The organism is Bacillus sp. PDNC022, from assembly GCF_016919285.1.
Lineage (GTDB): Bacteria > Bacillota > Bacilli > Bacillales > Bacillaceae > Bacillus > Bacillus safensis.
In genome coordinates this window covers 562,920-579,078 of record NZ_CP070345.1, presented here as the reverse complement: position 1 = coordinate 579,078, position 16,159 = coordinate 562,920, and the positions used below count along the sequence as shown (strand labels likewise).

Genomic DNA, 16,159 nt, shown 5'->3' with positions numbered 1-16,159 from the left:
TTTACGATGGATTTGTCGTTTCTTCGATAATGGCGAGAACCATTTCAGCTGTTTTGACTAATTCTTCAATCGGCATTTTCTCATTTTTCGTATGAATATCTTCATATCCAACAGCTAGGTTGACAGTTGGGACGCCGTTGCCTGCAATGACGTTTGCATCACTGCCTCCGCCGCTCGTCTGCAGTTCTGAAGGACGGCCAATTTTTGCTGCCGCTTTTTTCGCCACTTCTACGACTTGATCGCCGTGTGAGAATTTGAAGCCTGGATACATGATGTCAATTTGTACATCGGCACTTCCGCCCATTTCTTTAGCGGTTTTTTCAAAGGCTTCTTTCATCTTCGCTACTTGAGCTTCCATTTTTGCTGGTTCTAAAGAGCGTGCTTCCGCCAAAATATCGACTTGATCGCACACAATATTCGTTTGTGTTCCGCCTTCAAAACGGCCGATATTCGCCGTTGTTTCTTCATCAATCCGGCCAAGCGGCATGCTGGCAATTGCTTTAGATGCAATGGTAATCGCAGACACACCTTTTTCAGGCGCGACACCTGCGTGAGCTGTTTTTCCGTAAATCGTTGCGCGAACTTTCGCCTGTGTTGGTGCAGCTACGATAATCGTACCGACCTTGCCATCTGAATCAAGGGCATAGCCGTATTTCGCTGTCATCAAATTCGGATCTAACGCTTTTGCTCCAACAAGACCTGATTCCTCGCCTGCTGTGATCACAAATTCAATTGTCCCATGCGGTAAATTTTTCTCTTTCAACACACGGACCGCTTCAAACATAGCAGCAAGTCCTGTTTTATCGTCAGCGCCAAGAATCGTTGTTCCATCTGTTTTCACATAGCCGTCCTCAATGACTGGTTTTACGCCATTCCCTGGTACAACTGTATCCATATGAGAAGTGAAATAAATCGTATCTGCCTCTTGATTTCCTTCTAATGTGCAGACAAGGTTGCCTGCGCCGTGGCCTGTTACCGCTTTTGAATCGTCTTCAACTACTTTTAGACCAAGCTGCGAGAATTTTTCTTTTAGGACTTCAACAATTTTCTCTTCGTGTTTTGTTTCTGAATCAATCTGAACTAATTCTAAAAATTCGTCTAGTAAGCGTTTTTCATTGATCATGATGATGCTCCTCCTCTTATAGCGGCATGTTGCCATGCTTTTTTAACGGTCTATCTTCTTCCTTACTGCGAAGCACATCAAATGAGCGGATCAATCGCTCTCTCGTTTCAGCTGGCATGAAAATATCGTCTATCAGACCTGCCTGAGCCGCTTTCCATACACTTGGTTTGTTCATAGACTCGCGCGAAGCAGGATGAACGATTTCGTCTGCGAACGTTTTCCCCATGACATCAATTTCGGCCTCTGGCCATGCATAAACAAAGTCAGCGCCTAAGCCCTTACTATTCATCGCGACATATGCACCGCCAAACGCCTTTCTTAAAATCACAGTGATTTTTGGAACAGTTGCTTCAGCGTACGCATATAAAAGCTTTGCACCGTGGCGGATAATTCCCGCATGCTCGGCTTTCTCCCCTGGTAAAAAACCAGGAACGTCCACAAGGGTTAAGATCGGAATATGAAACGCATCGCAAAATCGAATAAACCTGGCCGCTTTATCGGCAGCGTCGAGATCAAGGCTTCCTGCCAATACCTTTGGCTGATTGGCAACAATACCAATGGAGGCTCCTTGTAATCTGGCAAAACCTGTGACAATATTTTTTGAGAAACAAGGCTGCGTTTCAAAGAATGAGTCTGGATCGGTTATCGCTGTCACCACTTGTTTGACATCATAGGTGCGTGATGGATCCTTTGGCAGGATGCTGCCTGGATCGGCGGTATCATGCTTTCGTGCTTCAGTGTGCATGACAGCCTGCTGTTTCGTTTGTATGTACGTTAAAAGAGTTCGAACTGCTTTTAACACGTCCTTCTCATCTTTCCCAGTATAGTGCACATTCCCGCTTGTCTGATGCTGAACACTTGCACCGCCAAGACGGTCAGGACAGACCGTTTCTCCTGTTGCCTTTTCTATTACTTTCGGACCAGTTAAAAACATATGAGCTGTTTGCTCTGTCATGAAGACAAAATCAGTCAATGCAGGAGAATAGACTGCACCTCCAGCACATGAGCCTAAAATAACAGATATTTGCGGGATTCGACCAGAGTACAGCACATTCCGTTTAAAAATCTGTCCGTATCCTTCTAATGATACCACACCCTCTTGAATTCTCGCACCACCTGAGTCTTTTAGACCGATGACCGGCATCTGATTTTTAGCTGCCAGGTCCATTAAAGAAGCAATTTTTTTCGCATGCATTTCGCCTAAAGAGCCCCCATATACTGTTGCATCTTGAGCATATACACATACTGGCTTTCCATGAATGAGTCCCGTTCCAATGACGACACCGTCACCAACATGCTCTGACAGATCACCTGTTGCAAATGACTGAATTTCCATTAAGCTGCCCTCGTCAAGAAGTGTATGCAGCCGCTCTCGCACCGTCAGCTTTCCTTTACTTCTGTGAGCTGCTGCTCGTTTTTCGCCGCCGCCCATTAACGCTTTCTTCCGCCATTCAGACAAGTCATTGAACGATTCATTCATCGCTATATTTCTCTCCTTTCAAGGACTCGCACAATTCAAATAACACACCTGACGTTTCTTTAGGTGAAATAAATGCAATCTGCTTACCGCTGGCGCCCACCTGTGCTTTTTTTTGGAGAAGCTGCACGCCAAGATGATCGAGACGGATAAGATCACCCTGAATGTCACCTGATTTTAGCGCAATATGATGGAGCCCCTCTCCTCTTTTTGCTAAAAAGGTATGTAGTTTGCTGCGTGCTGATATCGGCTCAATTAATTCAATGTGCAGATCATGAAGTGAAGCGAAGGACGCTTTAATCTCCTGCTCAGGAATCTCTTGTATGTCTGAAAAATGCCAGTTAAATAGCTGATGAAGCGTTTGAGATGTTTCTTTAATAGAAAAGACGGCAATGGCAATATGATCGATTTGGTTCATCCGTTCACTTCCTTTGCTGATCACTTGTCGCATATGAAAAAACCAGATAAAATAAAGGCAAGTGCGGTTTTCGCAAAAATCTTCGGTAATAGGGGTGCGATATGTCTCAAAAATTCATGAAATTTATGGTATTGCTTATGATTAGCCTGCTGTTAGTTTCTTCACTTTTAGCAGGAGCAGCAGCCTTTTTATAAGGTTTGAATAAAAAGCAGACAAGCAGGTGATTCGTGATATCAACGAATGGCCTGTTTGTCTTTGGCAAGCGTTTCAAAGGAAGCACTTGATTTTGTAATCCATACCTTGGTGCCAATTGGCAGCTGATCAAACAAAAGCTCTACATCTTGATTATGAAGTCTCACACAGCCTGCCGTGATAAATTTCCCAATCGATGTTTCGTCACTCGTTCCATGAATTCCGTAGGTTCTGCCATCTGTTCCTCGTGCATCAAACCCAATCCATCTTCGCCCTAGAGGATTATTCTTCGCACCGCCTTCAATATTTTTTCTTCTGTAATAGGGATCTTTCGCTTTGATCATAATGGTAAATTCACCTTCTGGCGTTAAATCCTCTGTTTTTCCTGTTGAAGCCGGATATACTTTTTGAATTTTCCCTTGATCAATAAAGGCCAGTTCATTCGTTTGTTTATTAATAATGACAAACGGGTCACCTGGAAGCGGGTTTTGTCCAAGCGGCCAGATAGGTGAAAGGGACATGGTCAGTACGGTATAAAATAAAAGACGCATAGGCTCCTCCTTTTTCATTAGATTGACCAATGAAGGAGGAACTCATGCGTCTCTATTCTTTCATCCCTTTAAAATAGCTTTTCAGTACTAAATATTGTTCCATTTCACCGAGGAAATGAAAGAGTGCAGCTCTTGCCTCAAATTCTTCTCGTGTTTGCGGTAGCGGAAGTGCATCGAACTCTTCTTTCATATCAATGAGACGTCTTAAAAACTTATGCGCTGTGTTCCCTGGGTGAATATGTTCGCGTAAGTCTCTAATGTATTCTGCAATGATTTGTCCATGCTCCGTTGTGACGGAAATCGACGTAATTTTGGGCAGCACACGCTCAATGATTTCAAATTGCTTTTGTCTCATGTTGAAATAATGATAATACAGGTTTTCATGTCTTAATACATGGTTTTCAACATCACGGTATGCAAGAGCTTTCGCTTCTTTGATCAATTGATGTGTCTCTGGTATTTCTTTTCCTGTCCAGTCTTGTTTCCCTGTCATTAAATATTGCTCGATTTCCTCAAAGATTTTAGCAAAGTTGGCTTCAATCTGTTCGCTGTAGCGTTTGAGTTTTTTATCAACACTTGGCATATAGAGGTTCATAATGAGCGCTACCCCAACACCAATGGTAATCAGCAGCAGTTCATTCCAGATGAGATGCAGGGTAATCCCGCCAGACATGTATAAATGGAGGATGATGACTGAACTTGTGACAATCCCTTCTTTAATTCGAAGCAGAACCGTTGTCGGAATAAAGACAAGCAGCATCAAACCGATCACAAAAGGATGATACCCAATCAGATCGAAAAATAAATAAGAAAATAAAATAGCAAGACTGCATGCTGCAAAGCGGGCTCCCGATGCTAAGAGGGATCTTTTCTTTGTTACCTGAATACACAGGATCGTAATAATCCCGGCAGCTGAATAATTTTGCAAGCCAAGCAATTGTGCAATATAAATAGCGATCGCTGTTCCTAATGCTGTTTTCAGCGTTCGGTAGCCGATTTTAAACATGGTGTGATTCACTCTTTTCTGTCTTGTTTCCATTCACTTTTGTGAAATGATGAACTTTTTTTACTTTCCCCATTATAATCAAAAAAAGAAGGAGATGTTAAGTCTCCTTCTCTTATTTCTTTATAATATTTTTTGTAAGAAGTCTTGCGCACGCTGTGAAGACGGTGATTCAAAAAATTGTACAGGGTTTGCATCCTCTACTATTTTCCCATCATCCATAAAGATCACGCGGTCAGCCACTTCTTTTGCAAAGCCCATTTCATGTGTGACGATGACGAGTGTCATTCCAGATTGAGCCAGCTCTTTCATGACCTCTAATACTTCCTTGACCATTTCTGGATCTAGGGCAGACGTTGGTTCGTCAAACAGCATAATGTCTGGTGTCATCGCAAGCGCACGCGCAATCGCCACACGCTGCTTTTGACCGCCGGACAAACGGTTTGGGAAATCATCTTTTTTCTCTAAAAGCCCTACCTTTTTGAGCAGGTCTTCAGCTTGTTTGATGCTGTCTTCCTTCGATTGATTCTTCACATTCATTGGAGCATACGTGATATTTTCCAGCACAGTTTTATGCGGGAACAGATGGAAATGCTGAAACACCATTCCGATGTTCTCACGCACTTTTAGTGCATTCGTTTTTGGGTTGGTGATTTCGGTGTCCTTAATCGTAATGACACCAGAAGTCGGCTTTTCAAGTAAATTTATGCAGCGAAGGAACGTCGATTTTCCTGAACCAGATGGTCCAATGACCGCAACAACTTCCCCTTCTTTAATGGTGGTGTCGATCCCCTTTAAAACTTCGTTTTTACCAAAAGATTTTGTGAGTTTCTCTATTTTAATCATTTGATTTTAACTTCCTTTCCACCGATTTGCCGACAAAGGTGAGAACAAGCACGATGACATAATAGATAAGACCCGCAAAAATAAGCGGTTCAAGATAATTATACGTGACGGCCCCTGCTTGATAGGCTCGTCTCATGACATCGCCCAGTCCAATGACTGTTACAATCGCTGATTCTTTTGTCAGTGTAATCGTTTCATTCACAAGTGCAGGTGAAATATTTTTAAACGCCTGCGGAAGCAATAAGTCCTTCATCATTTTAGCATAAGGGATGCCTAAAGCAACGGCTGCTTCTTTTTGACCTTTATCAATGGCATTAATCCCCGCACGAATAATTTCAGATACGTATGCCGCCGAGTTGAGTGAAAATGCAGCTACAGCAGCCCAGTATTGGTCGATTTGAAACCCAAGAAGCTGAGGCAGACCAAAATAAATAATGAGCAATTGAAGCACAAGCGGTGTGCCTCGGAAAATTGACGTATAAAAATCTGCAAGCCAAATGAGCGGTTTAAACACACTAATTTTACAAAGCGTTAATAAAATTCCTAAGATAAATCCAAGAAAAAGGGATACCACTACTATAGAAAGCGTGACCTTAAGTCCTTCTAGAATAAAGGGCATCTGAGGTATTACATCTTTAAAATCCAACATGACATTCTCCTTTTATTTGCCTTCAGACGAAATCAAAAAATAAAACAGGAAAAAAGTTCAACACGAGTTGAACTTTTCAGCGCTTTCTATTTTCATGAATGACGCTGATCCTTTTCCTGACTTACTTTTCATCAGCAAACCATTTTTTAATTAACTTATCAAGTTCGCCATTATCTTTCATTTCTTTTAATGATTTATTAAATTTCGCTGTTAAGTCGCTGTTTTTCTTGAATGCAATGGCTGAACCTTCGTTCGAGCTGTTCAGTCCAAACGCTTGGAAATCTTTTTCCTTTTTCAAGTAACCAGCAGCTACTTTATCTTCAATAATTGCTGCATCAAAACGGCCTGCTTTGATCTCTTGAATGATATCAGAAATTTTATTGCGGTCTTCAACGGTTAGGTTATATTTCTTTTGCAGTCCATTTGCTTCATCCTGTTGAATAGAACCTAATTGAACGCCGACTGTTTTGTCTTTTAAATCTTTCTCTGCTTTTATACCGCTAGATTTCTTTGATACAACCAAGTTTTCAGCATTATAATAAACATCAGAGAAATCAACTTGCTTTTTACGTTTTTCTGTAGGTGTCATTCCTGCAAGGACAATATCAGCTTTGTTTGTTTTAAGTGCTGATACAAGACTTGCAAAGTCCATATCTTGAATTTCTAGCTTGTAGCCATTTTTTTTCGCTAGTGCAGTTGCAAGATCTACATCAAAACCGACAATTTTATCTCCGTCTTTTGATTCAAATGGCGGATAATCTGCTGATGTCGCCATAACGAGTGTCTTGTCATCTCCTGATGCGTTTGAATTATTAGAAGAAGTTCCACAAGCTGCGAGTGCAGCTGCAAGACCAGCTGTCATAAGTAATAATAACCACTTTTTCATATGATGATGCCTCCCAGTATTTAAAATCATGTGTTGATTTGAATATTTATTCACTATAATGTATTTTAAACACTTTCTTTTTAAGATGCAATAGTATTTTGCTAAAATTATTTTGATTCTATTGTCTTATATAAACAAAAAGCAGACCGATCTAAAGACCGGACTGCTTTATATTTATTCATTCAAAAGTCACATGTTAGATTTCTTCGCAATGCTCATCGAAAGCGGCTTGTAGTTTTGACACGACTTCCATTGGCTCATGCCCTTCAATTTCATGACGTTCAACCATTTTAATGATTTTTCCATCTTTTAATAAGGCAAAAGATGGTGAAGATGGCGGGAAGCCTTCAAAGTATTCACGGGCTCTTGCCGTTGCCTCTTTGTCCTGTCCAGCAAACACTGTCAGCAATTGATCTGGACGTTTATCGTAATGAACAGAATAGCCGGCAGCTGGTCTTGCAATACCGCCTGCACAGCCGCATACTGAATTCACCATGACAAGTGCCGTTCCTCTTTTAGTCAGTGCTTCGTCTACTTCTTCAGCTGACGTGAGCTCAGTGTAGCCTGCCTGCTTAATTTCTTCTCTCGCTTGTTTCACAATATCATTCATAAATAAATTAAAATCAATATTCATGTCCGTCCACTCCTTTTGCGTACCAAAACCATTTTAACTCCATCATATCAAGTAAAACGCCTGCGGGCAAATGTGTTGTCTTTTCCTTCGCCTCTTTTTCCGAACATCGTTTATGAGCTGTCAAATTGGGGAAAAGTGATGATAAAGAGATGAAAGGGAGAACTGCGTGATGGCACAATTCAAAAAAGCGATGCTCATTTATAATGGAAATGCTGGACAAAAAAACATGGAAAAAACACTCGGTCAAACAGTGCCTCTTCTTTCTCTACATATTGATGAACTCATTCTGAAACCAACAAAGCAGCCAAATGATGCTTATGATTTCTGCCGTCATATTGATGAGACGGTGGAATTGCTCATTATATTAGGCGGAGATGGAACCGTGCATGAATGCATGAACGGTATTGGCGGTTTAGAAAAAAGGCCCGCTGTAGCGATATTGCCAGGCGGGACATGCAATGATTTTTCTAGAACACTTGGTATTCCTCAACAAATGCAAAAAGCCGCTCAAATGATTGTAGACGGCAAAGAGAAAAAGGTCGACTTAATCAAAGCAGAAGATCGATACGTGTTAAACTTTTGGGGAATTGGGCTGATCGCAGACACGTCCAACAATATTAACGACAAGGAAAAAGCCGTACTCGGCAAAATCAGCTACTTCACTAGTGCCCTGCGCACCTTGCAGCAAACAGATCCTTTTCACGTACGTATTGAGACAGAAGAGGAAAGCTGGGAAGAGGAAGCCGTCATCGTTCTTGTCATGAATGGACATTTTATCGGTACAAATAAAATTGATTTGCCTCATGCAGCCATTGATGATGGAAAAGCAGAAATCTTAATTTGCAGAAATACGAGTTTCTCTGCTTTAAAAGAAATCTTCTCAATGAACCGGGAAGAGCTGGAGGATTTCACCGGCGATCTGTCTCTCATTCAAGCGTCCAGTATTCGTATCCACACAAAAGAGGAAATGGATGCTGATACGGATGGTGAGGTTTATATGAAGGCCCCCTCTTCTTTAGAAGTGTTAAAACAGCATTTGACCTTTATTGTTCCAGCAGAATAAAAAAATGCCCGACATCATTTTGATTCGGGCGTTTTTTTGATATAGCGTCTGTATAAATATTCAAGTGCATATCCGAGAAGTGTCCCAGCGAGAAGTGATATTCCTAAAAAGCTATTGGCTGCTCCTTTAAACCCGCCGACAATCAGCAGACAGTACACGATTTGAATGATTGAAACGATCGATATGATAAGCAGTAATCGTTCAGGATGATTGCGTGATTTAGAAATGTACCGCAGAAAAGCGAAGGCAATCGCTGTGATAAACATGAGACCAATCGTTAGAAAAGCAAAAAAATCTAGTCCAGACATATCATCGCTCCTTTCTCCTAGATGTGGAAATCCCCCTCTCATGCCGGGAGGGGGAAAATATTGTTTTAATAAACAGATGTCTGCTCGTCGATGCCTTCAAGGATTTGTTTAATTCGCTGAAGGAATCTGCCGCATACAAGACCATCTAGTACTCTGTGATCTAATGAAAGACAAAGATTGACCATGTCTCTTGCCGCAATCATTCCGTTTACTATCATTGGACGCTTCACGATCGATTCTACTTGTAAAATCGCCGCTTGCGGATAATTAATGATTCCCATTGATTGTATCGAACCAAAAGATCCCGTGTTGTTGACAGTGAAGGTACCGCCTTCCATATCACTTTGCTTGAGCGTCCCTTGTCTCACCTTAGACGCCAGCTCATGAATTTCTTTGGCGATGCCCTTAATGGTCTTTTCATCCGCATCCTTAATGACTGGAACAAAAAGCGCGTCATCTGTAGCGACAGCAATCGAAACATTGATCGCTTTCTTCTGCACAATTTTATCTCCTGCCCACATGCTGTTCATTTCAGGGAATTCCTTTAAGGCTTGAGCCACTGCTTTGACAAAGAACGCAAAGAACGTCAAGTTAAAGCCTTCTTTTGCTTTAAACTGATCCTTCAGCTGATTTCTTCTTGTCACTAGATTTGTCACATCGACTTCCATCATCGTCCATGCATGCGGAATTTCATGTTTGCTTCTCAGCATATTGGCCGCAATTGCCTGACGGATCGGCGTGACTGGCAGCTCAACATCACCAGGCATGGAAGGGACGGCAGGCGCCGCTTTTGCTTGAGATGACTGCGCAGGCTCCGGTTGAACGGCACGTTCATTGACAGGTGCTGTCTTCTCTTTGACGCCGCCGTTTTCAATGAGCTGGAGCAAATCTTTTCTAGTAATTCGGCCGCCTGCTCCCGTACCTTGAACAGCCGCTAAATCAATGCCATGCTCATCTGCTAAACGAAGAACGGCTGGAGAGTAACGTTTCTTTTGACTTTGATTCTCATTTGTTTGATCTGCTTCAGGCGCTTCGCTTTGCTCAGGTGCTTCTTCTTTTGCACTCTGCTGCTCGCTTCCTTCTACTTCAATTTCACAGAACACTTCTCCTACTTGCAGCGTCTCGCCTTCCTCAGCCGATAGCTTTGTAATCGTTCCTGTAAAAGATGACGGGACTTCTGCGTTCACTTTATCCGTCATGACTTCCGCAATCGGATCGTATTTATTCACATGATCGCCAGGTGAAACGAGCCATTTGCTAATAGTTCCTTCTGTTACACTTTCACCTAGCTGAGGCATTTTCATTTGTTCAATTGCCACTTTGAAACCCTCCTCTTTCTTAAAACGCCGCCAGCTCTCTCATTTCAGCTTCTACCTTATCCGGGTTGACCATGAAGAATTTCTCCATTGCCGGCGCATAAGGCATTGCCGGAATATCTGGTCCAGCAAGACGTTTGATTGGTGCGTCTAAATCAAATAAGCAATGCTCCGAAATGATCGCCGCAACCTCACTCATGATGCTGCCTTCTTTTGTATCTTCAGTTAACAGAAGCACTTTACCTGTTTTAGAAGCCGCTTCTATAATCGCTTCCTGATCAAGCGGGTACACTGTTCTCAAATCGAGAATATGAGCGGAAATGCCGTCTTTAGCAAGGCGGTCTGCTGCTTGCAGCGCAAAATGGACACAAAGGCCATATGTAATGACCGTGATATCATCGCCTTCACGTTTCACATCTGCTTTTCCAATCGGAAGAGTGTAATCCTCTTCAGGTACTTCTCCTTTAATCAGACGGTATGCACGTTTATGTTCAAAGAACAATACAGGATCTGGATCACGCACTGCAGCCTTTAAAAGACCTTTGACATCATAAGGTGTAGAAGGCATCACAATCTTCAAACCAGGCTGGTTAGCAAAAATGGCTTCGACCGATTGTGAATGATAAAGTGCCCCGTGTACTCCGCCCCCGTAAGGTGCGCGGATGACCATTGGACAGCTCCAATCATTATTTGAGCGGTATCTAATTTTTGCAGCCTCTGAAATGATTTGGTTGATTGCAGGCATAATGAAATCCGCAAATTGCATTTCTGCAATTGGGCGCATTCCATACATTGCTGCCCCAATACCTACACCAGCAATGGCTGATTCTGCAAGAGGTGTATCCATGACGCGCGCTTCTCCAAATTGCTCGTAAAGACCCGCTGTCGCTTTAAATACGCCGCCTTTTTTCCCGACATCCTCTCCGAGCACAAACACTTTCGGATCTCGCTCCATTTCTTCTTTCATCGCCAGTGTAATGGCGTCTATATATGACATAACAGGCATTTTTCTTCCCCCTTACTCCGCATACACGTAACGAAGTGCGCTTTCTGCATCAGCATAAGCTGCGTTTTCCGCTTCATCAGTAGCTTCGTTTACGATTTGCATGATTTCTTTTGTCATCTCTTCTTTCATTTCTGAAGTCATGACGTTTCCTTCGATTAAATACGTTTCATATTGGATGAGCGGATCTTTCTTTCTTGCTTCGAGCACTTCTTCTTTTTCTCGATAGCTTGAATCATCGTCATCACTTGAGTGCGCAGTTAAACGGTAAGAGATCGTTTCAATCAATGTCGGGCCTTCGCCTCTAGCCGCACGGTCTCTCGCTTCTTTGACAGCCGCATATACTTCAAGCGGATCATTTCCATCTACAGTGACGCCAGGCATACCATACCCAATCGCACGATCTGAAATGCGTTCACAGGCTACTTGTTTGTCATATGGCACGGAAATCGCATACTTATTGTTTTCACACATGAAAATAACAGGCAGTTTATGCACAGCAGCAAAGTTTGCGCCTTCGTGAAAATCTCCTTGGTTTGATGAGCCTTCACCGAACGTGACAAAGCTGACAAAGTTTTTCTGCTCTAATCGTCCAGCAAGGGCAATCCCCACCGCGTGAGGAACCTGCGTTGTTACAGGTGAAGAGCCGGTCACAATTCGATTTGCTTTTTGCCCAAAATGCCCTGGCATTTGTCTTCCGCCTGAGTTTGGATCGTCTTGTTTTGCGAAACCAGACATCATTAAATCTTTTGCTGTCATTCCAAAAGCAAGGACAACTCCCATATCACGATAGTAAGGTAAGACGTAATCTTCTTCTCTATTAAGAGCAAATGCAGCGCCTACTTGCTGCGCTTCCTGTCCTTGACAAGAAATGACGAATGGAATTTTCCCCGAACGGTTTAAAAGCCACATCCGTTCATCGATTTTTCTCGCTAAGAGCATTGTTCTATATATATCAATTGCTTGTTCATCTGATAATCCTAATTCCTGATGACGCATGTTACTCATCATGTTTCCCTCCTTGATTAAAAATGGATCGCCTTCCCGTCAACAGCAAGCGCTGCCTCACCAATCGCCTCTGATAAGGTCGGATGCGGGTGTATCGTCTGCCCCACTTCCCACGGGGTTGCATCAAGTACTTTGGCTAATCCAGCTTCAGATATCATATCTGTTACATGAGGACCAATCATATGAATTCCTAAAATATCATCTGTCTTTTGATCGGCAATGATTTTGACGAATCCATCAGACTCCCCGTACACAAGCGCTTTTCCAATCGCCATAAATGGAAATTTCCCTATTTTGACTTCAAAGCCCTGCTCTTTTGCCGCCTGTTCAGTGAGTCCAACACTTGCAGTTTCTGGGTGAGAGTAAACACATTTAGATACGAGCGTTTCATCGAGCGGCTTCGGATCTTTCCCAGCCATATGTTCTACAGCAATCATACCTTCGTGTGAAGCGACATGTGCCAGCTGAAGCCCGCCAATGACATCTCCTATTGCGTAAATATGCGATTCTTTCGTTTGATAATGTTCATTCACGACAATGCCTTGTTTTTCGGTTTGAATGTCCGTGTTTTCAAGACCTATGCCTTCGATATTAGGTACTCTGCCGACTGAAAGAAGAAGTTTTTCCGCTTCAAACGTCTGAATGTCTCCATCCTTTTCCGCTTGAATTGTCACGAGATTCTCCTGCTTTCCTACACTATCTGGCAGTACCTTCGCATTTGTCACAAAAGTGATGCCTTTTTTAGATAATAGTTTTTCCATTTCTTTAGAAATGTCATGATCCTCTGTTGGCAAAATGCGGTCTGCAAACTCAATCACAGTGACGTTCACACCAAAATCATTGAGCATAGACGCCCACTCGATTCCGATCACTCCGCCTCCGACAATCAGCATCGACTGTGGAAGCTCTGGCAGTTCAAGTGCATCATCTGATGTGAGGATGTGTGTTCCATCTGCTTCAAGCCCTGGCAGCACACGCGGTCTTGATCCTGTCGCGATGATGACCTGCTTTGGAATGAGCATTTCATTTTCCTCTCCATTTGCCATTTCTACGGAGATCGTTCCTGGCATTGGAGAAAAGATAGATGGGCCAAGAATACGGCCGATCCCTTCATATACATCAATTTTTCCTTGTTTCATTAAATGTTTGACGCCGCCTGCTAGTTTTTCGACGATCTCTGTTTTTCTTTTCTGCACATTGACAAATTGCAAGGCAACGCCGCCTGCCTCAACACCAAAATCAGCTGCGCGTTTGACGGTTTGATAAACTTCTGCACTTCTGAGCAGCGCTTTAGACGGAATGCAGCCTTTATGAAGACATGTTCCGCCAAGCTTTGATTTTTCTACAACTGCTGTTTTCAATCCAAGCTGTGAGGCACGGATGGCTGCCACATAGCCGCCTGTGCCTCCACCAAGAATGACGAGGTCATATTCAGTTGCCATGACTTGTCACACCTTTCTCGATCCGTTGATCATTTGGGTATTCTTTCGGTGATTCTTCTTCTTTTAAAATACGAAGCGCACCTTCTGCTAACGATTGCAGCTCATTTTCACCTGGATACACGACAACATCTGAAATCCAGTCAATATAGCCGCGAATACTTGATGTAATCTGTTTGCTGTACGCAAGGCCGCCTGTTAACACAATCACGTCAACTGCTCCTTTTAAGACAGCACTCGCTGCACCGATTTCCTTGGCAATTTGATAACTCATTGCTTCATAAATAAGCGCAGCCCGCTGATCACCTGCTTCAATCATGCGTTCCACTTTCACAGCGTCTGTCGTGCCAAGATAGCCCGCAAGTCCGCCTTCACCAATAATGCGTTTGAGCATTTCCTCTTGGGTATACTCACCCGAAAAACAAAGATTTACAAGATCACCTGTCGGCAAGGTTCCCGCACGCTCGGGGCTGAAAGGACCTTCGCCGTGCAGACCGTTATTGACATCGATGACTTTTCCTTTTTCATGAACACCAATGGTGATACCGCCGCCCATATGAGTAATAATCATGTTTAAATCTTCGTAACTTTTTCCAAAAGAAGCAGCTGTTTTTCTTGCGACCGCTTTTTGATTTAATGCATGAAAAATGCTTTTTCTTTCAATCGTTGGCAGCCCTGAAATACGAGCAATTGGTTTTAGTTCATCCACTACAACTGGATCGACAATAAAAGCTGGGATATTCAGGCCAAGTGCAATTTCTCTCGCGATGATTCCGCCGAGATTGGATGCGTGCTGGCCGGCATATCCTTCTTTTAGGTCTTCCACCATTTGCTCATTGACTTCATATGTGCCTCCTTCAATCGGACGAAGAAGACCGCCGCGCGCACAAACTGCATCAAACTTTGAGATGTTCATCCCCTGTTCATGCAGTGTTTTCAAAATGGTTTCTTTACGGAATGAAAATTGATCAATGATATGAGGAAACTGCTTTAATTCCTCATCTGTATGTCTAAGTGTCGTTTCAAAAATAGAACGTTCATTATGAAACACACCAATTTTTGTTGAAGTAGAGCCAGGATTAATCGTGAGAATACGCCATTCTTTTGTCAGCAAAAACAAAACCTCCGTTTCAACTCATTCTTCAAATTAGCGACGGCTTAAAATATGTTGACCATTTTGCAAGAATTGACTTCTTGATTTGCGCATTCTTTCAATTCTCTCTTCAGCCAATCGGTCTGCCGCTTTATATGTTGGAATGGCATCACGGTTTGAGATTTCAATCACTCGTTCAATATTTTGATAAATGCCTTCGACTTTTTTCATCGCACGATCTGCATTATAGCCATAAAGCTCATCAGCAACGTTAATCACACCGCCTGCATTGATCACATAATCAGGAGCATATACAATCCCCATCTCATGGATAAGGTCTCCGTGATGCGTTTCTCTCAGCTGGTTATTTGCAGCACCTGCAATCACCTTTGCTTTTAACTTAGGAATGGTCACATCGTTAATGGTTGCACCAAGTGCGCACGGTGCATAAATATCACATGCTTGATCGTAAATATCGTCAGGGTCGACTGCTTTTGCGCCGAAGTCTTCAACAGCTCGCTTGACAGAGTCTTTGTTGATATCTGTGACAATGAGCTGCGCGCCTTCTTCGTGCAGATGTTTACACAGGTTGTAAGCGACATTTCCAACACCTTGGACGGCAATTGTTTTTCCTTCTAATGAATCGGTCCCAAATGCTGCTTTGGCAGCGGCTTTCATCCCTTTGTATACACCGTAAGCAGTGACTGGAGACGGATTTCCGGATGAACCAAATGCAGGAGAGATCCCTGTGACAAAATCTGTTTCTTCATGAATGAGATCCATATCTTCTACCGTTGTACCAACATCTTCCGCTGTAATATAGCGGCCATTCAGCCCTTGAATGTAACGTCCAAATGCACGGAACATTTCTTCATTTTTGTCTTTTCTCGGGTCGCCGATGATGACCGTTTTTCCGCCGCCAAGATTAAGTCCTGCTGCCGCGTTTTTATAAGTCATTCCTCTTGCTAGACGCAGTGCATCTTCAATGGCTGCTTCTTCGTTTTCATACGTCCACATTCTCGTTCCGCCTAGTGCCGGCCCAAGTGTTGTATCATGAATCGCAATAATGGCTTTTAAGCCAGACTGCTCATCCTGACAAAATACAAGCTGTTCATAATCGTATCGTTCCATATATTTAAAAAGTTCCATC

General features: G+C 42.8%; 18 protein-coding genes. 2 read left to right on the top strand and 16 right to left on the bottom strand.

The genetic code is table 11. The features are described 5' to 3' along the window. Position 1: 1 nt before the first annotated feature. From JVX94_RS03085 to mce, 3 genes are read right to left on the bottom strand one after another with little or no spacing between them, the layout of a single operon-like run. Positions 2-1,123: a tripeptidase T gene (locus JVX94_RS03085; protein ID WP_111292258.1), complete on the bottom strand. Its 1,122-nt coding sequence runs from the start codon at positions 1,121-1,123 to the stop codon at positions 2-4. A 16-nt stretch (positions 1,124-1,139) separates the two neighbouring features. Beyond that, positions 1,140-2,603 (bottom strand): acyl-CoA carboxylase subunit beta, encoded by a 1,464-nt coding sequence (locus JVX94_RS03080; RefSeq protein WP_144471059.1) that lies wholly within the window; start codon positions 2,601-2,603, stop codon positions 1,140-1,142. Then, positions 2,596-3,018 carry a methylmalonyl-CoA epimerase gene (gene mce, locus JVX94_RS03075; protein WP_205184516.1) on the bottom strand — a complete coding sequence of 141 codons (423 nt, stop codon included), beginning with the start codon at positions 3,016-3,018 and terminating at the stop codon, positions 2,596-2,598. Before mce ends, JVX94_RS03080 begins: the two co-directional genes overlap by 8 nt. Positions 3,019-3,119: 101 nt before the next feature. Here mce and prli42 point away from each other — a divergent pair, with 101 nt between their 5' ends. Then, on the top strand, positions 3,120-3,212 hold the full coding sequence (gene prli42, locus JVX94_RS19655) for a stressosome-associated protein Prli42 (RefSeq protein WP_149126490.1): 93 nt from the start codon (positions 3,120-3,122) through the stop codon (positions 3,210-3,212). A 39-nt stretch (positions 3,213-3,251) separates the two neighbouring features. Here prli42 and JVX94_RS03065 read toward each other — a convergent pair whose 3' ends face one another. The 6 genes from JVX94_RS03065 to JVX94_RS03040 form a co-directional block, all read right to left on the bottom strand. Further along, complete coding sequence (locus JVX94_RS03065) at positions 3,252-3,761, bottom strand: L,D-transpeptidase (RefSeq protein WP_111292260.1); 510 nt, start codon at positions 3,759-3,761, stop codon at positions 3,252-3,254. Positions 3,762-3,813: 52 nt separating this feature from the next. Beyond that, positions 3,814-4,767 (bottom strand): aromatic acid exporter family protein, encoded by a 954-nt coding sequence (locus JVX94_RS03060; protein ID WP_024422917.1) that lies wholly within the window; start codon positions 4,765-4,767, stop codon positions 3,814-3,816. 120 nt (positions 4,768-4,887) lie between these two features. Continuing rightward, positions 4,888-5,610: an arginine ABC transporter ATP-binding protein ArtM gene (gene artM, locus JVX94_RS03055; RefSeq protein WP_034280282.1), complete on the bottom strand. Its 723-nt coding sequence runs from the start codon at positions 5,608-5,610 to the stop codon at positions 4,888-4,890. Next, complete coding sequence (gene artQ / locus JVX94_RS03050; RefSeq protein WP_003215691.1) at positions 5,603-6,259, bottom strand: arginine ABC transporter permease ArtQ; 657 nt, start codon at positions 6,257-6,259, stop codon at positions 5,603-5,605. The genes artM and artQ overlap by 8 nt, the downstream gene beginning before the upstream one ends. A gap of 121 nt (positions 6,260-6,380) precedes the next feature. Continuing rightward, positions 6,381-7,145 (bottom strand): transporter substrate-binding domain-containing protein, encoded by a 765-nt coding sequence (locus tag JVX94_RS03045; RefSeq protein ID WP_095408963.1) that lies wholly within the window; start codon positions 7,143-7,145, stop codon positions 6,381-6,383. 196 nt (positions 7,146-7,341) lie between these two features. After that, positions 7,342-7,779, bottom strand: a complete 438-nt coding sequence (locus tag JVX94_RS03040; protein WP_205184513.1) for a BrxA/BrxB family bacilliredoxin — start codon at positions 7,777-7,779, stop codon at positions 7,342-7,344. A gap of 169 nt (positions 7,780-7,948) precedes the next feature. Between JVX94_RS03040 and JVX94_RS03035 the strand changes: the two genes are divergently transcribed. Next, positions 7,949-8,842 carry a YegS/Rv2252/BmrU family lipid kinase gene (locus JVX94_RS03035; protein ID WP_144471061.1) on the top strand — a complete coding sequence of 298 codons (894 nt, stop codon included), beginning with the start codon at positions 7,949-7,951 and terminating at the stop codon, positions 8,840-8,842. A gap of 14 nt (positions 8,843-8,856) precedes the next feature. Here the strand turns inward: JVX94_RS03035 and JVX94_RS03030 are convergent, their stop codons facing one another. The 7 genes from JVX94_RS03030 to bcd form a co-directional block, all read right to left on the bottom strand. Next, complete coding sequence (locus JVX94_RS03030) at positions 8,857-9,150, bottom strand: YesK family protein (protein ID WP_024428019.1); 294 nt, start codon at positions 9,148-9,150, stop codon at positions 8,857-8,859. A gap of 65 nt (positions 9,151-9,215) precedes the next feature. After that, positions 9,216-10,469, bottom strand: a complete 1,254-nt coding sequence (locus tag JVX94_RS03025) for a dihydrolipoamide acetyltransferase family protein (protein WP_095408965.1) — start codon at positions 10,467-10,469, stop codon at positions 9,216-9,218. A 19-nt stretch (positions 10,470-10,488) separates the two neighbouring features. Continuing rightward, entirely contained in the window at positions 10,489-11,472 is a 984-nt protein-coding gene (locus tag JVX94_RS03020) for an alpha-ketoacid dehydrogenase subunit beta (protein ID WP_095408966.1), read from the bottom strand. Between the two features lie 12 nt (positions 11,473-11,484). Beyond that, the gene (locus JVX94_RS03015) at positions 11,485-12,477 is read right to left on the bottom strand and encodes a thiamine pyrophosphate-dependent dehydrogenase E1 component subunit alpha (protein ID WP_111292264.1); all 993 of its coding nucleotides are present in this window, start codon (positions 12,475-12,477) and stop codon (positions 11,485-11,487) included. Between the two features lie 17 nt (positions 12,478-12,494). Beyond that, positions 12,495-13,919 carry a dihydrolipoyl dehydrogenase gene (lpdA, locus tag JVX94_RS03010; RefSeq protein WP_144484591.1) on the bottom strand — a complete coding sequence of 475 codons (1,425 nt, stop codon included), beginning with the start codon at positions 13,917-13,919 and terminating at the stop codon, positions 12,495-12,497. Then, the gene (gene buk / locus JVX94_RS03005; RefSeq protein ID WP_414429540.1) at positions 13,909-15,030 is read right to left on the bottom strand and encodes a butyrate kinase; all 1,122 of its coding nucleotides are present in this window, start codon (positions 15,028-15,030) and stop codon (positions 13,909-13,911) included. The genes lpdA and buk overlap by 11 nt, the downstream gene beginning before the upstream one ends. Before the next feature lie 33 nt (positions 15,031-15,063). Next, positions 15,064-16,158, bottom strand: coding sequence for a branched-chain amino acid dehydrogenase (gene bcd / locus JVX94_RS03000; protein WP_003215658.1), 1,095 nt, complete (start codon positions 16,156-16,158; stop codon positions 15,064-15,066). Position 16,159 lies beyond the last annotated feature (1 nt).